The organism is Scatolibacter rhodanostii (genome assembly GCF_900197595.1).
GTDB lineage: Bacteria > Bacillota > Clostridia > Oscillospirales > Acutalibacteraceae > Scatolibacter > Scatolibacter rhodanostii.
This window is the reverse complement of sequence record NZ_FZLO01000006.1, coordinates 56,206-76,194: the sequence shown is the minus strand read 5'-3', so window position 1 is coordinate 76,194 and position 19,989 is coordinate 56,206. Positions and strand designations below refer to the sequence as shown.

Below are 19,989 nucleotides of genomic sequence, written 5' to 3'. Positions count from 1 at the left end.
AATGAAACATGGCTTTTACGGCTAAAGACGTTGTGGCCCTTCGTGAGAAGACTGGCTGCGGTATGATGGATTGTAAAAAAGCGCTGACCGAAGCAGATGGCGATATGGAAAAAGCAATTGACATTCTTCGTGAAAAAGGTTTAGCTGCTTCTGTAAAGAAAGCCGGCAGAATTGCCGCTGAAGGCGTTGCCTATGCAAAAGTGAGCGATTGCGGTAAAGTGGCTGTTGCCATTGAAGTAAACGCAGAAACCGACTTTGTTGCTAAAAATGAAGATTTCAAGAAGTTTGTTGAAACTTGTGCAGATACAGTAATTCACACAAATCCTGCTGATGTAGAAGCTTTGCTTGCTACAAAAGCTTATGGTAGTGAAGAAACAGTAGATGCTTTGTTGAAAGACAAAATTTTGACTATCGGCGAGAACATGAAGGTTCGTCGTTTTGCAAGATATGAAGGCGCTGTTGTCTCTTATGTACACGGCGGTGGACGTATCAGCGTTATTGTGAATTTTGAAACCAGTGATGAAATTGCTGCGAAAGAAGAATTCCAAGAGTATGGCAAAAACGTTGCTATGCAAATTGCTGCGGTTAACCCAACCTATTTGCATGAATCAGATGTGCCGGCTGATGTAGTCGCAAAAGAAAAAGCCATCTTGAAAGAGCAAATCGTCAATGACGGTAAGCCTGAAGCGATTGCTGAGAAAATCGTTGTTGGCAGACTGGGTAAATTCTTTAAAGAAATTTGCCTTGTTGACCAGGTCTATGTTAAAGACAGCAATATGACTGTTCAGCAGTATACAGATTCTGTTGGCAAAGCACTTGGCGGCGAAATTAAGATTCTGAGCTTTGTACGTTTTGAAAAAGGCGAAGGACTTGAGAAGAGAGAAGATGACTTTGCTTCTGAAGTTGCCAGCATGGTGAAATAAGATAGCTTAGTTTGTAAAAAGTTGGGTTTTATCCCGATTTGATTGACTTAATCAAGAAAAAAGCGTATGTTTTAAATAACATACGCTTTTTATTTTTAACCTCAAATGAATTATAAAGTTTAAAAAGTTTTTTTTGGTAAGACAATTCTAATCAATAAAATTTCCGTAATCTATAATATAGCGATGCAAAAGAAATTAGGTAGGATATAAAAATGACAGATATGGTTTATGAGCAAAGAGACAATGAAAAAGAGGAGAGATTAGTCAGAAATCTGATGGATTGGTACTATCAGAACCAGCGTGATTTAATTTGGAGAAAAACGAGAGAACCTTACCGAATCTGGATTTCTGAAATTATGGCACAGCAAACTAGAATTACGGCTGTCCTCCCTTATTATGAACGGTTTATGAAAACTTTTCCAACGCTCAAATCTTTAGCAGAGGCTTCTGAAGATGAGGTCTTAAAATCTTGGGAAGGGTTGGGATATTATTCTCGTGCGCGCAATTTATTAAAAACTGCGCAGATAATACAAGTAGACCACCAAGGTGATTTTCCGCAGGGATCGGCTGTGCTTAAGAAGCTTCCGGGAATTGGAGAGTATACGGCCGGAGCCATCGCCAGTATTTGCTTTGATGAAAAAGTACCGGCTGTTGACGGGAATGTACAGAGAGTATTTGCAAGAATCTATGAGAATCGCATGGATATCAGCATACCACAGAGTAAAAAATTATTGACGGAGTTTGTAAGAGAAGTGATGCCTGAAAGAGAAACAGGTATCTTTAATCAAGCGCTTATGGAGCTTGGCGCTTTGATTTGCATTCCCAAAATCCCTAATTGTGAATCTTGTCCGGTGCAAGGATTGTGTGAAGCGTACAAAAAGGGGACACAAGCCGAGCTACCTGTTAAAGCACCAAAAAAAGCGGCTAAGCAAGAATCGAAAACAATTCTATTAATCACCAATGGAGCGGGGGAAGTTCTTCTTCGGCAACGCACAGAAAAACTCTTGGGCGGATTGTGGGAGTTTTATATGATTGAGGAGGATTTAACAGAAGAAGAGGTTTTAGTTTATTTAGAAAAGATAGGAATCTCACTGGAAAAGATAACATATATAGGCGCAGCTACTCATATTTTTACTCATAAGCAGTGGAATATGAAGGGATATGAATGCAAGGTGAAAGACGGAAAAGGAATTGATGGATTTTCTTTTTATGCAAAAGAGCAGATAGAAAACTTAGCCTTGCCGACAGCTTTGCAGTTTTTTAGAAATTGGTTAAGTGAAGAATCGCAAATTGGGTTTTCCGTATAAAGAAGAAACCGCATGCTAAAGGCACACGGTTTCTCTTATAAGGATTTTGCAAAATTTTCTGAAAACTTATTCTTTGGGAGCACTGGTGGTATCGCCCTCAACAAATGACTCTACGCCGCTTTTAAAGTCTTCGGCACCTTCTTTAATCTTGGAGCCAGCATCTTCAGCACCGCTCTTAATATCAGAGCCAAGGTCTTCGGCACCGCTCTTGATATCAGAACCAAGATTTTCGGCGTCACTCTTTAAATTAGAGGCGGTACTGTTTTTAGGTGTAGAAACGGTGCTATCATTTTTGGTGTCTTTTTTACAGGCAGTCAGTGAAAAAACAAGAACAAGTGAGAGCAGAGATACTAAAATTTTTTTTGTCATAATATTTTCCTCGCAATTTATTAATAAATTTATGTTAATATATTGATACTAGTAGTAATTTGCAGATTTCTTTTAAATATACAATTTTGATAAAACTTATCTTACAGCTATCTTAAAGCTAATGAGCTTTTCTTGACACCAAGCTTTGTTTTAACGTACAATAATAGAGAAACCAAATTTTCAAAAAATTTTATTGAATAAATAATAAGGTGGGCGAAATGAATTCAAAATTTCCTAAATCTGTTGAAGAGCAGTTTCGTTCTTCGCAGATTAATAAAACGCTTTCTGGTGCAGGAGAAGTCTCTAAACAAGTGGCAAGGAGTATTGAAAAAGTGTCTGCAGTAATTGATTCTACCATTCAAACTGTCGATCAATCAATTGGTCGAGAATTTGGCAGTAGAGCGAAGCAAGCGGCAAACAATCAATATGAACCACAGCAGCGTCCACCTGTTAATCAAGGGCAGCCAAGGCCTTATTATAAAGCGCCTGTTCCGCCAAAACCACCGAAGGCACCCAAGCCGCCTAAACCACCTAGATATGTTCCCCCGTCAAGGCCGGCTTATGCAGGCAGACCCGTTCCGCCTCCCAGTCAGTTTAAGCATAAGGGACAAAATAATATGCCGATACCGGGTCCGGGTCAGCATGTAGAGCAAATTAAAAAGACAAATATCATGAAATATGTTATTACCGTCATAGCGGCAATTTCTTATGCCACCAGTGGCAATCTGTATGATGTATCTGATTTTGTTGGTTATGCAATCATGATGGCAGTGGTTTACTGGGTTTCAGGGCTTATTTTTAAAGATAAAACACAATATATGCTGGTCGATGATGTAGCCAAAGAAGCAGAACCAGAGAAACCGAAGGCAGAACCCAAGAAAAAAGTTTCTAAAACAGGAGATCCTGTGGCTGATGAGTTGATTGATGAAGGATATGAGATGCTTGATACCATTACAAAGTTGGGCGTAGGCATTCGTGATGAGTCCATCCGCGACTGTGTCAACCGTATGGACACAGCATTTAAGGGGATTCTGGAGTATGTGACGAGCAATCCTAAAAAAGTATCACAGGTTCGCCGCTTCATGAATTATTATCTGCCAACCTCGATTAAGTTACTTCAAACCTATCAGCGCTTGGATCGTCAAGCGGTGAAAGGTGAAAATATCACCACTTCTATGGAAGATATTGACCGCTTTATGTATACCGTAGCAGATGCATTTGAGAAACAGCTTGATTCACTCTTTAGTGATGATGCGATGGATATTTCAGCCGATATATCGGTCTTTGAAACCATGCTCAAGCAAGAGGGACTGCAAGAAGAAGAATTGAAAATGAATTTTAAAGAGTAATATTGAGGGGAATAAAAGGAGAGTTTGAAATGGAGCAAAATGAAAAAATCACCTTATCATTAGAAAGCGATATGCATACACCTAGTTTAACGTTAGATGCTAACGAAGAGATGACTTTTAAGCCAGAAGAAGTGCAAGAAGCAAAGCCGAAAGCTGAAATTCTGAATGAAGGCAGTCTTTCACCAGAAGAACGCAAGATAGTGGAAGAATTTGCAGAAAAAATTGACGTAACCGACAGCACAGTCATTATGCAATATGGTTCAGGAGCACAGAAAAAGATTGCGGCTTTTTCTGATGTGGCGCTGAATAAGGTTAGCACTAAAGATTTAGGCGAAATCGGAGAAGACTTAACCACTTTAGTGACAGAGCTTAAAGGTTTTGATGCAGAAGAAGAGGAAAAAGGTCTTTTTGGATTCTTTAAAAATAGCGGCAAAAAGATTAAAGCCATAAAAGTGAAATATGACAAGGCACAAGTGAATGTTGATAAGGTTGCCAAAACGCTAGAGGGTCATCAAATTCAGCTTCTGAAAGATATTGTCATGCTCGACAAATTGTATGACCAGAATTTGAGCTATCAAAAAGAGCTTACCATGTATATTATTGCTGGTAAGAAAAAGCTAAACCTAGAACGTGAAACAACCTTGGTTGCATTAAGGGACAAAGCACAAAAAAGTGCCTTGCCTGAAGATGCACAAACTGCCAATGATTTTATGCAGCAGTGTGATGCCTTTGAAAAGAAATTGCACGACCTTGAATTAACCCGTATGGTGTCTATTCAAATGTCACCGCAAATTCGCTTAGTACAAAATAACAATAAGATTATGAGTGAGAAAATTCAATCAACCATCTTAAATACCATTCCACTTTGGAAGAGCCAGATGGTGCTCTCTTTGGGATTGGCACACTCTGAACAAGCGGTGCAGGCACAAAGACAGGTCAGTGATATGACCAATCAATTGTTGAAAAAGAATGCAGACCGTCTGAAAATTAGCACGATTGAAACAGCGAAAGAATCAGAGCGTGGTATTGTGGACCTAGAAACATTGAAGCATACCAATGAATCACTGCTCCAAACATTAGATGAAGTTATGCGTATTCAAGATGAAGGAAGAACCAAGCGCCGTGAAGCTGAAGGAGAGATTGCAAGGCTAGAAACTGAGCTTAAGCAAAAACTTTTGGATATGCGATAAATCAAATGCGGCAGTAGGGTGACTAGTGAAAAGAAAGGGAAGAAACATTGAAAAAGAAAATTGCATTTTTCCTCATGGTGATTGCGATTGTGTTGGTTGCCGTTTGGGGAATGGGCAACTCACAGAAGAAAGAACGTCTTGAACTGATTGAAGTTTATCAGGATTCTGTCGGCACAAAGATCACTGAAACCGCAGATAAAGCACAAAATATGCTGAAAATAGCCAGAAAGTATGCAGACCAGAATAGTCAGTTAGAGCCCATGTGTCAAGCCATTGAAAGTAAATTGAGTGAACTGACAGTTTCGGAAAATGAACAGGTTTCACCAGAAGTGCTCAAGGAGATTTACGCATTGACAGATACGTTGTCAGCAGAACTGAAAAATACTGCATTGAACGAACAAGACCAAAGGTCTAATGAAAATTTCATGGCTGAAATTCTTTCTCTAAAAGATCAAATTGGACACTTAGACTACAATAAACAAGCGGCAGAATGGAATGCTAAGCAAGACAAATTCCCGGCAAGTTTGCTGAAGGCCATAAAGATAAATGGAAAACAGCTGATATCGTCTGCAATGGTTTATGTATATGGTGACTTATAATTGGGAAAAATGAACTGACGGACCGAATGATAGATGAATGGAGTAGAAATGAAGAATTTGATAAAAAAAGGGTTGGCGTTTTTGGTAGCCGTCATTCTGCTAGTGCCGACAGCTTTGCCGGCTTTTGCAGTTACAGTACCAAGTCGTCCGTCCAATCAATATGTGCTGGATCAAGCAGATGTACTTTCTGACACAACAGAGCAAGACATTATCACACGCAATCAAGCTCTTTTTAAATCAACAGGAGCAGAAATTGTTGTTGTGGCAGTTGATTTTATTTCTGGGGATAGAGCCGAGCGTTATGCTTATGAGATTTTTAATACATGGGGAATCGGCTCATCCGAGCGCAATAACGGTTTACTTTTGATGTTTGCTACAGGAGAAGTTGCCGTTAGAGCGATGCCGGGCACTGGAGTAGAAAATCTTTTTACAGCCAGTGTGCTGAACACAATGTTAGAAGATTACTTTTATAAAGATTATGACAATGGGCAATATGATACAGCGGTAAAAGCATTTTTTGATGAAGCATATGGAAAAATGCAAAGATACTACGCAAACTATCAAGATGAGTACACCAATCAAGACAACAGTTATGGGCAGGGCGGAAATCCGCGCTCATCCAATATATTCTCGTCTATCGGTTCAGGAATCTCCAATATTGTTCGCGGTATAGGCAGAATAATTTTATTGATTGTAATCCTTGTGGTTATTGCTTCTATTATAGGCGGTTCTCGTCGTGGAGGCGGTGGCGGAGGATATGGCGGCGGAGGCGGCGGTTTCTGGAATGGCTGGCTGCTGGGCAGTATGTTCCGTCCCAGATACCATAATCATCACCATGGCGGTTTCGGAGGTTATGGCGGACATAGGCCACCGTCTGGTGGTTTTGGAGGATTTGGTGGTTTTGGCGGCGGCGGTCGCTCAGGTGGCGGTGGTGCCGGACGAGGCGGTTTTGGCGGTTTCGGAAGCGGCGGCTTTGGCGGCGGTGGAGGTTTCTCTGGTGGAGGATCTTCAGGCGGCGGCGGAGCTGGACGCGGATAAAAATACTTGCACCTGTGGGATTGGAATCTCGCAGGTGCATTTTCATGGGCAGATTGACTTCAATTGCCCTAGATGATATGATTAAGAAAACAAGTGGAATGAGCAGGAGGTCAATTTGAAACAGTATATTTTATTTGACTTGGATGGTACTTTGGTTAATTCAAGCGAAGGGATTTTTAAAAGTGTATATTATGCCTTAAATAGTTTAGGGATTGAAGAGAGTGAACCCGAGCAATTTCGCCGTTTTATTGGTCCGCCATTAGATTATTCTTTCAGAACTTTTTATAATCTAAATGAAACAGGCGTACGTAAGGCGTTAGAGAAATATAGAGAGCGGTATACCGAAAAGGGCGTCTATGAGTGCAAAATGTATGAAGGCATGAAAGAACTTGTAGAAGAACTGGTTGCAGAGGGGAAAACAGTTTGTCTGGCAACCTCAAAACCCCAAGTTTTTGCAGAGCAGATATTAGAAATGTTTCATATTAAAGAGTATTTTAAGGTAATTGTGGGCGCTACTTTAGATGGCACTTTGTCTGAAAAAGGAGATATTATTAAAGAAGCAGTTCGTCAATTAGCAGGAGTTTCCAAAGAAGAAATGATTATGATAGGGGACAGAGAGCACGATATTTTAGGAGCAAAAGAGAATGGCGTTCAAAGCATTGGTATTCGCCATGGATTTGCTGAAAAGGGCGAATTTGAAGCGGCAGGTGCAGATTATATTGTAGAGAATACGCACGAGCTGAAAAATCTTCTAAAAACGCTGTAAAAAATGATAGACAGATTAATCGAAATTACTTAAGGAAGCCGATTTTTTATATCTCGGCTCCTTTTTTTATATATTATAGTATACAATCTTTGTGCAGTTTATATTATGCGGTGAACAAATTAATAGGCAATGTGTAGAATTCGACAAAAAAACAGAGAATGCGAGTTTTTCCTTTCTTTTTTGTTGGCAGGTGGAATAAATATAGTAAATATCTGTACGATACCATAAAAGTTTAGTTTTCTAAAAATAGGGTGTTTATTTAACAAAGGAGAAATTATAATGAAAATTCCACCAAGCGAATTAAATGAAAATAGCAAAACTTCTATTTCTGATTTTCAGAGCAATAAAAAAGGTACGTTTAAAACTCTTCTGACAAAAATTTTAATATCCATAGGTTTGCCAGTTATTCTATCACTGGCAGTGGTAGGAGCTATCTTGCTACAAATGATAAAGGCAAGCACAATTAGTCAATCAAACAATGTTTTGCAGGCGAAATCACAGGCAGCCGCTTATGACCTTGAAAACTTTTTGATGAGATATGAAGATATTGCAGAGCAGCTCGCCAACAATATTTTTGTCAAGCAGATGATAATGGATTCAAACAAAACCAAGAATTTAGAAAAACAGAGTGATTATAAACTGTTGACGGACACATTAGAGGCGGCACATGGCGAAGACGAAAATATATTAGCTGTATTTGTTGCAGGGGTAGATGCAGAGCAATTGATTACTACAGGCGGTGACAATATAGATGATTATAAAGTAAAAGAGAGATCTTGGTTCGCGCAGATGGAAGAAAAAAATGGCTTGACATTAAGTGAGCCCTATGAAGATATGGTGACAGGTAAACAGATAGCTTCGGTTTTTGTACCAATTTTTGATGACAAATCAGGTGAAATTATTGGTGTTGCTGGCGTTGATATGACACTGGAAAGATTGAGTCAAATTGTAAGCAGCTATGAGTTAGGCAATACTGGATATTATTTGATGACAACACAAGGTGGGCAACTTTTATCTCACCCCGATAAATCTCTTGTAAATACAAATATAGCAGATGCCAATATGTCAGAAAATATCAAGTCTGCTATTTTGGCACAAACCAATGAAGAAATCATATATACGCTCAATGGTGAAGAGGCACGCGGATTTGTTTCTTCTATTGGAGAGACGGGTTGGACAATTACTTCTGGCTTGCCAGACAATGAATTCTTTAAAGAGTATAATCAGATTTTAATATACACCTTAATTGTATTTGGGCTGGCTGTTGTGATTGTTTTCTTAATGATTATAGTTGTAGCAAGAAGCATAGTGTCACCCATTAAGAATCTAACAAAAACAGCGAATGAAATTGCTGAAGGCAGACTAGATATTTCTGCAGAGGTTAATTCTAAAGATGAAGTAGGGCAGATGGCAACCGCGATTAATCGTACAGTGACACAACTAAATCGTTATATAAGTTACATAAAAGAGGTCACATCTGTTCTGGGAACAATGGCAGACGGTGATATGCGCGTTCATCTGGAGCAAGACTATGTAGGCGAATTTGCACCCATTAAAGAAGCAATGCTGAACATTTCATCCTCCCTAAACAATGTTCTTTCCACGATTCAAACGGCGTCTGAACAAGTAAATGCTGGAGCAGGGCAAGTGTCTTCAGGCTCGCAGGCGTTGGCTTCAGGTGCTACAGAGCAAGCTGCAACAGTAGAAGAGTTGACAGCCTCAATTAGTACAGTAGCCAACCAAGCTGAAAACAACTTGAATCACGTTCGTGAAGCAACAGAATATGTGGGACAAGCCGACCTACGGACCCAAGAGGTTAACCAGCATATGCAAGAATTGACACATTCTATGGATGAAATTCGCATGGCTAGTGAAAAAATCTCTGATATTACCAAAGTAATTGAAGATATTGCGTTTCAGACCAATATTTTAGCTTTAAATGCAGCAATTGAAGCTGCTCGAGCTGGTACAGCCGGAAAAGGATTTGCGGTTGTTGCGGATGAGGTGCGTAATTTGGCAGGAAAATCTGCTGAAGCAGCTCATCAAACAGCAGGCTTGATTAGCCACGCGACAGAAACAGTTTCCCAAGGAAATAAAATTGCAGAAGAGACGGCATTCCTGTTAAAAGAACTTTCTGAAAACTCCAGTAAAGTGAATAATGCCATTCATAATATTGAAAATTCTTCATCAGAGCAGGCCTATGCAATTGATGAAATTCAAAAGGGAATAGCGGAAGTCTCTGCCGTTGTGCAAGAAAACGCAGCTACAGCAGAAGAAAGCTCTGCCTCTAGTGAAGAATTGTCAGCTCAAGCCCATGCTTTGCAAGCCGAAGTAGCAAGATTTAAGCTGGATAACAATGAAACCTACCATGAAGATATCGAAAATACATGGCAAGAAGAAAGCAGCGTAAATATTGAGAGCATAAATGAAGGCTCTAAATATTGAGTGAAGACTAAAAATGTTCTTTTATAATTAGATCGAGATAGAAATTAACATAGTACTGTAAAAAGCAAGAAATCTGTAGGCAAAATTATTGCCTACAGGTTTCTTTTTTAAAACAGCAGAGATAGAGCAGAGATAATATTAAAAAGGGATTAGACATTGAAACGGAATAAAACAATGTCACCATCTTGCATGACGTATTCTTTTCCCTCAGAGCGGACAAGTCCCTTTTCTTTGGCGGTAGACATGGAGCCGGTTTCCATCAACTCATCAAAGCCAATGACCTCAGCTCTAATAAAGCCTTTTTCAAAGTCAGTGTGAATTTTTCCCGCTGCTTGGGGTGCTTTTGTGCCCTTGGTAATGGTCCAGGCACGAACCTCAGGCTTGCCGGCAGTTAGATAAGAAATCAAACCTAATAGAGCATAACATTCACGAATCAAACGATCGAGGCCAGATTCAGACAAGTTCATGTCAGAAAGGAACATTTGCTTTTCTTCATAATCCATGCCAGAAATTTCAGCTTCAATTTCAGCACAAATAGGCAGTACAGCTGCAGATTCTTGACGTGCAATCTCTGAGACAGTTTGATAACCGCTGTTGCTTTCTATGCCAGAAGAAAAATCAGTGTCACTCATGTTGGCGGCATAAATAATAGGTTTATTGGTCAGCAAGGCAACAGAAGATAGCCATTCTGCTTCTTCTTCCGTACAGGAGATACTACGAGCAGAATTTCCTTTTTCAAGTTCACCTTTTACACGCTCAAAGAAAGCGACTTCATCTTGCAATTTTTTATCGGCTTTCATTGCTTTTTTAGTGCGGTCAATTTTTCTTTCCACAAATTCAAGATCAGAAAGGATCAACTCTAGATCTATGGTTTCAATATCACGTTTAGGATCAATGCTGCCTTCAACATGGATAATGTCGTCATTTTCAAAGCAGCGTACAACGTGCAGAATCGCGTCTACTTCTCGAATATTGGACAAGAATTTGTTGCCCAGACCTTCTCCTTTAGAAGCTCCTTTGACAAGGCCTGCGATGTCCACAAATTCAATCGTTGCAGGTGTGAATTTTTCTGGTTCATACATTTTAGCTAAAGCATCCAGACGTTTGTCTGGAACAGCGACCACGCCCACATTGGGTTCAATCGTGCAAAATGGGTAGTTGGCCGATTGTGCACCGGCATTGGTAATAGCATTAAAAAGTGTACTTTTGCCGACATTGGGCAGACCGACAATTCCTAGTTTCATAAATCTCTATATCTCCTTTGTTTTAGAGGTTACTGGGTATATTTTACCATTTTCAAAATATACACGTCATCAAAGCTTATCGAATATTCTTGCACACAGTAACGACTTGTTTTCCTTTAGGTACATTTTATCCTAATTTCTTGTTCTTTAAGTTTCATCCAAACACTTTGTCAGTTTTTATTTTTATAGAAACAAGCTTATACAATTCTTAATTATACAATATTCAGACACAAATCTCAACGTAAAAATAGTTTTTGACAGTGTCTAAAATAAGGAAGTATTCTGCTGGGATGTTACTAGCTGGTGAGGTTTTAGGCCTGCATAAAATTAGGGAGGTAAAAGTTATTTTCATTCCAATTGTGGTAATTGGCACCATATAAAAAGCAGTATTAAAGACTTTTGGCTTTAATACTGCTTCCTGAAATTGTTGTACTTATGGCTGATACGAAAACGTATTATGTAGCCATTCAATACTCAAATCCATCCAGCGGGCGTTGTAAGGGTTGTAAGACCCAACCTCTTCTGTGCAGACAGAAGTACCATGGCCGTCGTGAGGGAAAAAGTGACATTCATAAGATACTTTTTGTTTTTGCAAGGCAGAGACCATGCGAATACTATTTTCAATTGGAACACAATCATCTTCTACCGTGTGCCATAAGAAAGCTGGCGGTGTATCAGCAGAGACATGATTTTCCAGAGAAAAGAAGTTAGCACCGTCCTCTCCTAGCTGACAGCCACTGATTGTTTCAATAGAACCTTGATGGCAGAAAGCAGGGTCGGCTGTGATAACAGGATAGCAAAGAATCATGGCATTGGGACGGTTCTTTCCCTCTTGGTTGTCATAGCTTTTTAGAAGTTCTTTGTGGTTCCAAAGTGTGCCTAACGAGGCTGCCAAATGACCGCCGGCAGAAAAACCGCAGACAGCAATTTTGTTGGCATCTGTATGCCATTCTTTAGCATTTTCACGAATACGGATAAAGGTTTCAGACAGTTCTTTGAGCGGTCTGAAGTTTTTAGCATGATCAAGAATAGAATAGTAAAGAATAAAAACATTATATCCAGCTGCAAAATAACGTAGGGCAACAGGGTCAGCCTCGCGCTTAGACAAAAACATATAGCCGCCGCCCGGACAAATGACTACAGCCGGAAACTCGGCGCGATGAGTTTCCATTTCAAGCATTGGTTCATGTAAGTAAGCATCAACATAAGCGCCTTGATCATCAAAAGGATAGAAAGTTAATTTATTCATATGGAATGTCTCCTCACTTTATCAATGTATTATTCAGTAGCAGATTTGAAAGAAGTCCAAATTTTTTCATGTGCTTCAGTGGCTTCAGCAGAGACAAGCTGAATGAGTTCTACTTTATCGGGTGTGATTTCATCAGGGAGAGTAAGAAATTCTCGATATTCCTCGTTAATGAGAGAATCAGCATCTTTGTTGGTAGAATAATAACCGAGGAATTCATAGTATTTAGCAGCAATTTCGGGCGTCAGCAGATAATCAATAAATTGATAAGCGGCATCGGGATGAGGAGCATTAACCGGAATAAATTGTGACATAATACCAAAGCCAATACCTTCTTTTGGCAAGACCACTTTTAAAGAGGGGAGAGCCATTTTGGCCTTTGTTACTTGAGAGGTGTACATAACGGCAGCACCAATTTCTCCTGAAATGAGGTCATTTTGCAGGTTGTCATCTTTAATCATACGAATATTTGGTGCCAGCTCGTTTAGCTTTGTGCCAGCCTTTTCAATTACAGAGACATCTTCGGTATTATAGCTTTCACCCAGCACTTTAAGAGCCATACCGTTGATAACGCGATAGTTAGAAGTCACACCAAGATTTCCGGCTAAGGAAGAATCCCATAAATCCGCATAACCTGTAATTTCTTTTTGGATAATGTCAGGGTTGTACACAATGGTTTGCACACCCGCAGCAAGTGGAACGGTATATTCATCGTTGGGATCAAAAAATTGCTTTTGATAAAAGGGATTAATGCTGTTATAATGACTTAGCTTTGATGTATCTAATTTGGCCGCTAAATTTTCAGCAATAGCAAGCTCAAGAATATAATCATCTGCTAAAATTAGGTCATAAGTACCGCCCTTTTCGGTCTGTAATTTGGCGAGCATAGTTTCATCGGTATCAAAAGTAGCGTAGTCGACGGTAATACCGGTTTTTTCTTTAAAGTCGTCGAGTAGTTCTTGTGAGAACATACCTGCCCAAGTATAAAGGGTCAAGGTTTTGCTGTTAGAAGAATCAACCGATTCGCTGCCAGTTGAGGAATCAGCAGAGGATTCTTTAGCTGGGGCCGTGTTACTGCTGCATGAAGCAAGCACAGAAACAAATAAAACGCCAATTAACAGGATAGAAATAATCTTTTTCATCATAATACCTCCTAAAATACGTAATCCAATTTCTATCAGTACTGAAAAATAAGCTACCTTAAGATGTCATTCAGACGCCTTAAGGTTTTTCTTTTCAGTATTTATTTAAAAAAAACAGCAAAATCATAGGGCAAGACCATTATGCTTTTATAGATTGTTGGGCAGATGTTTCTTCTGTGGAGAGCGTCCTATCCAAAGAGAAATGGCAAAGAAAACTACGGAAATCAAGAAAATTAGCGTACATAAAGCGTTAATTTCAGGGGTGATACCGGTTTTGATTTGCGTATAAATAAGAAGCGGTAAAGTATTAGTCTTTGCGCCCGTCACAAACACGCTAATTATAACATCGTCAAGGCTCATTGTAAAGGAAAGCAGCATACCTGAAGCAATGGCAGGTGCAATCAAAGGCAGAATAATATCAAAGAAAACGCGAACTGGGCTGGCGCCTAAATCGAGAGCGGCTTCAGATAGGCTTTTATCCATACCAATCAACCTTGCTTTGACTAACATAAAAACGTAAGGGATACAGAAAGCGGTATGAGCGATAATAAGCGTTGTCATACCAAAAGGCAGACCGATTAAAGCGAAAAAGGTCATAAAAACAACGCCTAAAATGATTTCTGGAATCATAATCGGTAAAGTGGAGATATATTCTATCATTCCCGCAGATTTCAGTTTTACTTTCGTCATACCAAAGGCACCCAGAGTGCCAATAATGGCAGCACAAATACTGCTTGAGAAAGCTAAAATTAAGCTGTTTTGCAAGGCAGAAAAAAGAGCTTGGTTTTTAAAAAGTGTTTGATACCATTTTAAAGAAAAACCGCCCCAGATGGCACTGATAGAGCTCTCGTTAAACGAGTAAATAATGACAAATATAATAGGAATGTACATAATGCCAAGCACACTGCCTAAAAAGATTTTTGGGGATTTTCCCAGATTTTTCATTTTGCTTCCTTTCCCTGTGTTAAAAGTCAAACTTCATCTCAAAAATAGGATTTTATGAAAAGATGAAAGATAAAGTAGGAAAAATACGCACTTAACAGCAAATCGATAAAGTTCCTACTCAAGAACGATTACTGGTTTTAAGAGATTCTTTATAGACACACACCGTGATGAAGCGTTGGTTGTGTTTAAATCAGAGCCATGACAGCGGCATTGCTGCCACGCTGTCCTCGAGTTTTACGATGAGAAAAGACCAAATCACTTTCTTTCATTGTGCAAACATTCCCGACTTTAATGTTTTCAGGTTTTACACCGGCTGAAAGTAAAAATTGACGATTACATTCCCAAAGGTCGACGTGGGATTTTCCGTCACCTGTATCGGTAACAAAAAAGGCAGAGTTAGGAAGCTCTTCAAAAACTTGTGCAACGGGCAAATCCACCTCAAAACGATCTTTGCTGATGGAAGGTCCGATGGCAACCTTAAGCGTTGCTGGGTTCGAACCAAATTCTGCTGCCATCTTTTGAACCATAGCGCCCGCCATATCCGCAGCAGTACCCTTCCAGCCAGCATGTGCCAATCCGATAGCATGATGTTCTTCGTCATAGCAGTAGAGCGGCACACAATCGGCACAATAGATGACAAGAGTTACCCCTAGTTCATTTGTACAAAGGCCGTCAATACTTTCCAAATCTTTTGGTTTCCAAATGCCGGTACCAATATTTTCTTTGGTCACGCGGCGAATATTGGTATGATGATCTTGAGCACCGGCCACAAAGCTTTCGGGAGGAACACCCAAAGCTTCAGCAAAAAGATTGTAATTGTGCTTCACGTTTTTATCGCTGTCACCTCGTCCAAAGCCAAGGTTTATGGCTGCAAATTCGTTTTGGCTGACCCCTCCAATTCGGGTAGAGAAAGCATGCTTTGCATTCCCTTCAAAGAAATTTTGAAAAGTCAGTAAACCAACGCCGTTTTCTGCAATGGAAAGGTTCATGTTGCCGACTACTGCCGACAAAGCTTCTCTGGGTGGTTCGATAATCGGAATTGGAAAAGATTTTTTATTCACACTAATTCCCTCATATTTTTGTTTTACAATCAGCCGTCCTGCAAAAACATAACCACAGGTAGGGCAAAGAAATTCGGCACGAAAGCTTTTGTTTTTTAGAATCCATTCGGAGGTTTTATGAGAGGCAGAACCACATTTTGGGCAGACAAATTTCAGCTGCTTTCTGTCAATGGCAGGATTTGTCAGGTCACAAATGTAGGAAGTCTTAAAGGTAACCCGATTATAAAATTCTTCATCACAGATTGTCGTGAATCTTTCTAGTTCAGCAGAATCATATACCTTGCGAAGAATTTCAAGAGCCAGCAGGCTGTCATCCAAAGCACGATGCATTTCAAGATTTTCGGCATGAATGCCAACCAATTCGGCAGCTTTGCCAAGACCCACTTGTTGGCTGGTAGACAAGCCTAAACGTTTTTCGGCAAAAAATTGTAGGTCCACATATTTTTTGAGAAAGGGAACGGTTCTGGTTCCATTAAAATAATGGCAATTTTCAGTTAGAGCCAGCACGTCTGAAGGCCCCCAAGTTAAAATGACAGAGTTTTTTGCCCATTTGCGAAAGCGACTGACGGCTTTCATAAATGGAATCCCCTCTATAAGAGCTTCATCGGTTATGCTTGTCAAATCAGAGATAATACTGCTCAGTTTTTTGGCAATCTGCGGTTTAATAAAGCAAGAAAAAGTATCTTGCACAACTAAGTTTTCGTCACATTTTACCGCGCCAAATTCAATGATTTCATTTACATAGCCTTTTTTGCGACGGCTGTAAGAGCCGTTCCACTCCAAATCAAGTACAATTATATTCATAGAACCCTCATGGAAAAAGACTCTTTCTCTTTTCTTAGTATAGAATATAAGTCATTCGGCTTATGGGCGAGAAAAGTGGCACCGTTTGATACGAGTTCGTTCTGATCTCTAAAACCCCAGAGAACGCCGGCACCGTCTACCCCTGTATTTCGAGCAGTTTGCATATCAACATCGCTGTCACCGCAATATAATACATTTTCTTTGGCGATAGCTAAACGTTCTATAATAGAGGAAAGAGCGGTTGGGTCGGGTTTAGCAGGAACAGATTCTTTTTGCCCTTCGACAATATCAAATAGATTAGGAAAATATTTTTCGGCAATAAAAACAGCCATATCATGAGGCTTGTTGGAGAGTACAGCCAAAAGAAAGCCTTCTTCTTTTAAAGCGTGTAAAAGCTCGTTCATACCGTCATAGGCTGTCACGAGATGAAAAGGGTCAGACTCGTAAAGTTTACTGTATTCTTTTAGCAGAGTTTTATGATTTTCAGGGGTGTTTTCAGCGCCTGAATGAATCAAAATTCGCTCAATCAGTTTGTCAACACCGTTTCCGACCATTTTTTTATAAAGTTCAGTTTCAACCGGTGGCAGATTCATCACAGCGAGTGCTTGATTCCCAAAATAAGCAAGAGAATCAAGAGTGTTGATAATGGTACCGTCCATATCAAAAATACAAGCTTTATACATCATGAAACAAACCTTTCCGTCTCTATGGGATTTTAAAATTATATTTAGATTAATTTTACCACAGGGAAGTTAGTCTTGCAAGCAAGAGGATAAAAAAGCAGATTTTTTCATCATTTTGCTTTGACAGTAGGGAGAAATAAGATTACAATAAGGACAACAATATAGGTAACAAAAAACAGGGGGAGAATTGAGCATGAATTATTCTGAAGAAGCGATTAAAATGCACAAAGAGTGGAAAGGTAAAATCCGTGTGACAACGCCTTGCCCAATGAACAATCGAGATGATTTATCAGTAGCCTATACACCCGGCGTGGCAGCACCTTGCCTTGAAATTGCCAAGAATGTAGAAGATTCATACCTTTATACCCGAAGAGGAAATCTTGTGGCTGTTGTGACAGACGGTACCGCTGTTTTAGGTCTTGGTGATATCGGTCCAGAAGCCGGCATGCCTGTTATGGAGGGCAAATGTGCCTTGTTCCAAGCTTTCGCAGGAGTAGATGCTTTCCCACTTTGTATCCGCAGTAAAGACACCGATGAAATCGTTCGTACGGTTGAGCTTTTAGCCGGTTCTTTTGGCGGAATCAACCTTGAAGATATTGCGGCTCCTCGTTGTTTTGAAATTGAAGCTAAACTGAAAGAACGCCTAGATATTCCTGTGTTCCATGATGACCAGCATGGAACGGCTGTGGTAACCCTAGCTTCTATCCTAAATGCTCTAAAAGTTGTAGGCAAAAAGATAGAAGATGTTTCAGTAGTGGTGAATGGGGCCGGTTCAGCCGGAATCGCTTGTACCAAGCTGATGATGCAAGCAGGGCTCAGAAATGTAACCCTTTGCGATAAAAATGGCGCTATCTATGAAGGCATGGAGAACCTAACTTTTGCACAAGAAGAAATGTCCAAGGTAACAAACCGTGAAAAGAAAAAGGGTTCTCTAGCAGAAATTATTGTGGGGGCAGACGTATTCTTGGGCGTATCCGCACCCGGCTGTCTGACAACAGAAATGGTCAAAACCATGGCAAAAGACGCAGTGATTTTTGCTTGTGCCAACCCAACACCTGAAATTTTCCCTGAAGATGCTAAGGCTGGCGGGGCAAAAGTAGTGGGAACAGGTCGCTCTGACTACCCCAATCAAATTAACAATGTACTGGCTTTTCCGGGTATTTTCCGTGGTGCACTAGATGTGCGTGCCAAAGAAATCAATGAAGAAATGAAACTGGCTGCCGCCAAGGCAATTGCAGGCATTATCGGCGACGACGAGCTGAACGAAAACAACATCATTCCTTCTGCACTGGATAAAAGAGTGGCAGCCGAAGTGGCCAAGGCAGTGGCAGAAGCAGCCGTTAAAACAGGCGTGAATCGGATTTAAGTTGGGCGTGGTAGAACATACAAATCCGTTTTATATTTGCTTCGAAATTGTTTTATGATACAACCAAATTTTAGTTGCAGAGAGGGAGAATATGCTTGATAAAACCATTCCTTATAAGAATATAATTATGGAAGCAAATCAAAAGCAAGCGTTAGCTAATTTCTTTCCAGAGGGATATCGAATTAAAGGATTTGAGCCGGGAGACGAAAAGCACTGGGCTGAGATTGTGACGGCAGTGGGTGAATTTGAAACAGAAAAGGAAGCCTACGACTACTTTATTTCTCATTATTCATCACAGATGAAACTGTTGGCGGAGCGGTGTCTATTTATACTCAATGAGGAAGAGCAATATGCAGGAACGTGCATGGCGTGGTTTGACAACAAAGATGAGAATAGGGTAGGCTCTCTGCATTGGCTGGCGGTTCACCCTGATTTTCAAAGAAAAGGTTTAGCCAAAGTGTTGATAGAGAAAGTCATGACTATATTCGAAAAAGAAAATTTATTTCCTGTTTATCTGCATACCCAAACGTGGAGCTATAAAGCAGTTTTACTGTATTCCCGTTTTGGCTTTCATATGCTGAAAACGCAGACCTTTTCTCATTATAAGAATGAATATCAAGACGCTATACCAATTTTGGAGGATGTTCTCTCTGTCAATGACCTTGAAATGTTGAAAAGAATGGCACGTTGAAGAGTTTAGTTGTGAGAGATAGGAAATTTTACCACTATAGATTATTGCTTTTTAAAGGCAGTAAAGCACGTAATAAGATATTTTAATTGCAAAACCCCACCAGAATTTGGTGGGGTTTTGTGTATTTATAGCATTATTTTCTTGACGCTGTTTTTGAACAATCTCAATCAAATATCAAAACAGAGGTTTTTACTCAGAAGTATCCAATGTATAAATATGATGGAGATAGTCGTCCCCTCTAAAGTTCTCTATTTCAGTAGCACCTTGAAAAGTAAAGCCAAGTTTTTTGGCAATGGCAAGAGAAGCTTCATTTTTCACATAGATATGGGCGTGGATGTGTTGAATTTTCATCTTTTGGACAGCAAAGTCAATGATAGCACGCAGCGCTTCTGTCATAAAACCCTGATTCCAATAGGCTTTTTGCAGGTCATAGCCGATATCAACAGAATGGGTTTCTTTATCCCAACAATGAAAACCACAAGTACCGATTTTTTCACCAGTTTCTTTTAAGATAAGAATCCATCTGTGTTGGATTCTTGGTTCTGGCTGCAAATAGAAATTGATGATTTCATTTGTCTGCTCTAATGTACTCAAGGGCTCTGCATCATACAAAAAGCGGTTCACGTCATCATTGGAAAATTGTTCAAGCATGAAGGTGTTGTCATCTTCGCTTATGTTTTTTAAGATAAGTCGGTCGGTTGTCAGTGGTGTGTAAAACATACTTTCCTCACATTTCTGAGGACTAAAGACAAGAAGTCCTCCATTTAGTTTTTTTCATTTTGGTATAATCTCCTTTCCTCAGAATTAAGTTACAATTTAAG

At 39.9% G+C, this 19,989-nt stretch carries 18 protein-coding genes; 10 read left to right on the top strand and 8 right to left on the bottom strand.

What is annotated here, in order from left to right; genetic code table 11:
* Positions 1–8: 8 nt before the first annotated feature.
* Together tsf and mutY are read left to right on the top strand one after the other, a co-directional pair.
* Entirely contained in the window at positions 9–923 is a 915-nt protein-coding gene (tsf, locus tag CS931_RS11270) for a translation elongation factor Ts (RefSeq protein WP_099205990.1), read from the top strand.
* Positions 924–1,135: 212 nt separating this feature from the next.
* Positions 1,136–2,230, top strand: a complete 1,095-nt coding sequence (mutY, locus tag CS931_RS11265) for an A/G-specific adenine glycosylase (RefSeq protein ID WP_099205989.1) — start codon at positions 1,136–1,138, stop codon at positions 2,228–2,230.
* A gap of 66 nt (positions 2,231–2,296) precedes the next feature.
* On the opposite strand, the gene CS931_RS11260 is transcribed toward mutY, so the two are convergent.
* Entirely contained in the window at positions 2,297–2,599 is a 303-nt protein-coding gene (locus CS931_RS11260) for a hypothetical protein (protein ID WP_099205988.1), read from the bottom strand.
* Positions 2,600–2,817: 218 nt separating this feature from the next.
* Here CS931_RS11260 and CS931_RS11255 point away from each other — a divergent pair, with 218 nt between their 5' ends.
* The 6 genes from CS931_RS11255 to CS931_RS11230 all read left to right on the top strand — a co-directional run bounded on the left by CS931_RS11255 (position 2,818) and on the right by CS931_RS11230 (position 9,986).
* The gene (locus CS931_RS11255) at positions 2,818–3,948 is read left to right on the top strand and encodes a 5-bromo-4-chloroindolyl phosphate hydrolysis family protein (protein ID WP_099205987.1); all 1,131 of its coding nucleotides are present in this window, start codon (positions 2,818–2,820) and stop codon (positions 3,946–3,948) included.
* Between the two features lie 29 nt (positions 3,949–3,977).
* Positions 3,978–5,138 (top strand): toxic anion resistance protein, encoded by a 1,161-nt coding sequence (locus tag CS931_RS11250; protein WP_099205986.1) that lies wholly within the window; start codon positions 3,978–3,980, stop codon positions 5,136–5,138.
* Between the two features lie 47 nt (positions 5,139–5,185).
* The gene (locus CS931_RS11245; RefSeq protein WP_099205984.1) at positions 5,186–5,737 is read left to right on the top strand and encodes a LemA family protein; all 552 of its coding nucleotides are present in this window, start codon (positions 5,186–5,188) and stop codon (positions 5,735–5,737) included.
* 48 nt (positions 5,738–5,785) lie between these two features.
* A complete protein-coding gene (locus CS931_RS13095) occupies positions 5,786–6,775 on the top strand; it encodes a TPM domain-containing protein (RefSeq protein ID WP_159459821.1) in 990 nt (329 codons plus the stop codon).
* Positions 6,776–6,890: 115 nt separating this feature from the next.
* The gene (locus CS931_RS11235) at positions 6,891–7,541 is read left to right on the top strand and encodes an HAD-IA family hydrolase (protein ID WP_099205981.1); all 651 of its coding nucleotides are present in this window, start codon (positions 6,891–6,893) and stop codon (positions 7,539–7,541) included.
* Between the two features lie 279 nt (positions 7,542–7,820).
* Positions 7,821–9,986, top strand: coding sequence for a methyl-accepting chemotaxis protein (locus CS931_RS11230; RefSeq protein WP_099205979.1), 2,166 nt, complete (start codon positions 7,821–7,823; stop codon positions 9,984–9,986).
* A gap of 149 nt (positions 9,987–10,135) precedes the next feature.
* Here the strand turns inward: CS931_RS11230 and ychF are convergent, their stop codons facing one another.
* The 6 genes from ychF to CS931_RS11200 all read right to left on the bottom strand — a co-directional run bounded on the left by ychF (position 10,136) and on the right by CS931_RS11200 (position 17,114).
* Complete coding sequence (gene ychF / locus CS931_RS11225) at positions 10,136–11,230, bottom strand: redox-regulated ATPase YchF (protein ID WP_099205978.1); 1,095 nt, start codon at positions 11,228–11,230, stop codon at positions 10,136–10,138.
* 433 nt (positions 11,231–11,663) lie between these two features.
* Positions 11,664–12,479, bottom strand: a complete 816-nt coding sequence (locus CS931_RS11220; RefSeq protein WP_099205977.1) for an alpha/beta hydrolase — start codon at positions 12,477–12,479, stop codon at positions 11,664–11,666.
* A 29-nt stretch (positions 12,480–12,508) separates the two neighbouring features.
* Complete coding sequence (locus CS931_RS11215; RefSeq protein ID WP_099205975.1) at positions 12,509–13,621, bottom strand: polyamine ABC transporter substrate-binding protein; 1,113 nt, start codon at positions 13,619–13,621, stop codon at positions 12,509–12,511.
* 144 nt (positions 13,622–13,765) lie between these two features.
* Positions 13,766–14,563 (bottom strand): ABC transporter permease, encoded by a 798-nt coding sequence (locus CS931_RS11210; RefSeq protein WP_099205973.1) that lies wholly within the window; start codon positions 14,561–14,563, stop codon positions 13,766–13,768.
* Between the two features lie 185 nt (positions 14,564–14,748).
* Positions 14,749–16,428 carry a peptidoglycan editing factor PgeF gene (gene pgeF / locus CS931_RS11205; protein ID WP_099205971.1) on the bottom strand — a complete coding sequence of 560 codons (1,680 nt, stop codon included), beginning with the start codon at positions 16,426–16,428 and terminating at the stop codon, positions 14,749–14,751.
* Positions 16,425–17,114, bottom strand: coding sequence for an HAD family hydrolase (locus CS931_RS11200; RefSeq protein WP_099205969.1), 690 nt, complete (start codon positions 17,112–17,114; stop codon positions 16,425–16,427). Before CS931_RS11200 ends, pgeF begins: the two co-directional genes overlap by 4 nt.
* Before the next feature lie 190 nt (positions 17,115–17,304).
* Between CS931_RS11200 and CS931_RS11195 the strand changes: the two genes are divergently transcribed.
* Both CS931_RS11195 and CS931_RS11190 read left to right on the top strand, forming a co-directional pair.
* Positions 17,305–18,477, top strand: a complete 1,173-nt coding sequence (locus CS931_RS11195) for an NAD(P)-dependent malic enzyme (protein WP_099205967.1) — start codon at positions 17,305–17,307, stop codon at positions 18,475–18,477.
* A gap of 91 nt (positions 18,478–18,568) precedes the next feature.
* Positions 18,569–19,168 (top strand): GNAT family N-acetyltransferase, encoded by a 600-nt coding sequence (locus CS931_RS11190; protein ID WP_099205965.1) that lies wholly within the window; start codon positions 18,569–18,571, stop codon positions 19,166–19,168.
* Between the two features lie 189 nt (positions 19,169–19,357).
* Here CS931_RS11190 and CS931_RS11185 read toward each other — a convergent pair whose 3' ends face one another.
* Positions 19,358–19,888: a GNAT family N-acetyltransferase gene (locus tag CS931_RS11185; RefSeq protein ID WP_099205964.1), complete on the bottom strand. Its 531-nt coding sequence runs from the start codon at positions 19,886–19,888 to the stop codon at positions 19,358–19,360.
* Positions 19,889–19,989: the final 101 nt, after the last annotated feature.

Coding starts and splice junctions, on each gene's coding strand:
- CS931_RS11250 (WP_099205986.1), top strand. CDS start 3,978: ATGGAGCAAAATGAAAAAATCACCTTATCATTAGAAAGCGATATGCAT.
- tsf (WP_099205990.1), top strand. CDS start 9: ATGGCTTTTACGGCTAAAGACGTTGTGGCCCTTCGTGAGAAGACTGGC.
- CS931_RS11260 (WP_099205988.1), bottom strand. CDS start 2,599: ATGACAAAAAAAATTTTAGTATCTCTGCTCTCACTTGTTCTTGTTTTT.
- CS931_RS11185 (WP_099205964.1), bottom strand. CDS start 19,888: ATGTTTTACACACCACTGACAACCGACCGACTTATCTTAAAAAACATA.
- ychF (WP_099205978.1), bottom strand. CDS start 11,230: ATGAAACTAGGAATTGTCGGTCTGCCCAATGTCGGCAAAAGTACACTT.
- CS931_RS13095 (WP_159459821.1), top strand. CDS start 5,786: ATGAAGAATTTGATAAAAAAAGGGTTGGCGTTTTTGGTAGCCGTCATT.
- CS931_RS11190 (WP_099205965.1), top strand. CDS start 18,569: ATGCTTGATAAAACCATTCCTTATAAGAATATAATTATGGAAGCAAAT.
- pgeF (WP_099205971.1), bottom strand. CDS start 16,428: ATGAATATAATTGTACTTGATTTGGAGTGGAACGGCTCTTACAGCCGT.
- mutY (WP_099205989.1), top strand. CDS start 1,136: ATGACAGATATGGTTTATGAGCAAAGAGACAATGAAAAAGAGGAGAGA.
- CS931_RS11210 (WP_099205973.1), bottom strand. CDS start 14,563: ATGAAAAATCTGGGAAAATCCCCAAAAATCTTTTTAGGCAGTGTGCTT.
- CS931_RS11220 (WP_099205977.1), bottom strand. CDS start 12,479: ATGAATAAATTAACTTTCTATCCTTTTGATGATCAAGGCGCTTATGTT.
- CS931_RS11215 (WP_099205975.1), bottom strand. CDS start 13,621: ATGATGAAAAAGATTATTTCTATCCTGTTAATTGGCGTTTTATTTGTT.
- CS931_RS11195 (WP_099205967.1), top strand. CDS start 17,305: ATGAATTATTCTGAAGAAGCGATTAAAATGCACAAAGAGTGGAAAGGT.
- CS931_RS11200 (WP_099205969.1), bottom strand. CDS start 17,114: ATGATGTATAAAGCTTGTATTTTTGATATGGACGGTACCATTATCAAC.
- CS931_RS11230 (WP_099205979.1), top strand. CDS start 7,821: ATGAAAATTCCACCAAGCGAATTAAATGAAAATAGCAAAACTTCTATT.
- CS931_RS11255 (WP_099205987.1), top strand. CDS start 2,818: ATGAATTCAAAATTTCCTAAATCTGTTGAAGAGCAGTTTCGTTCTTCG.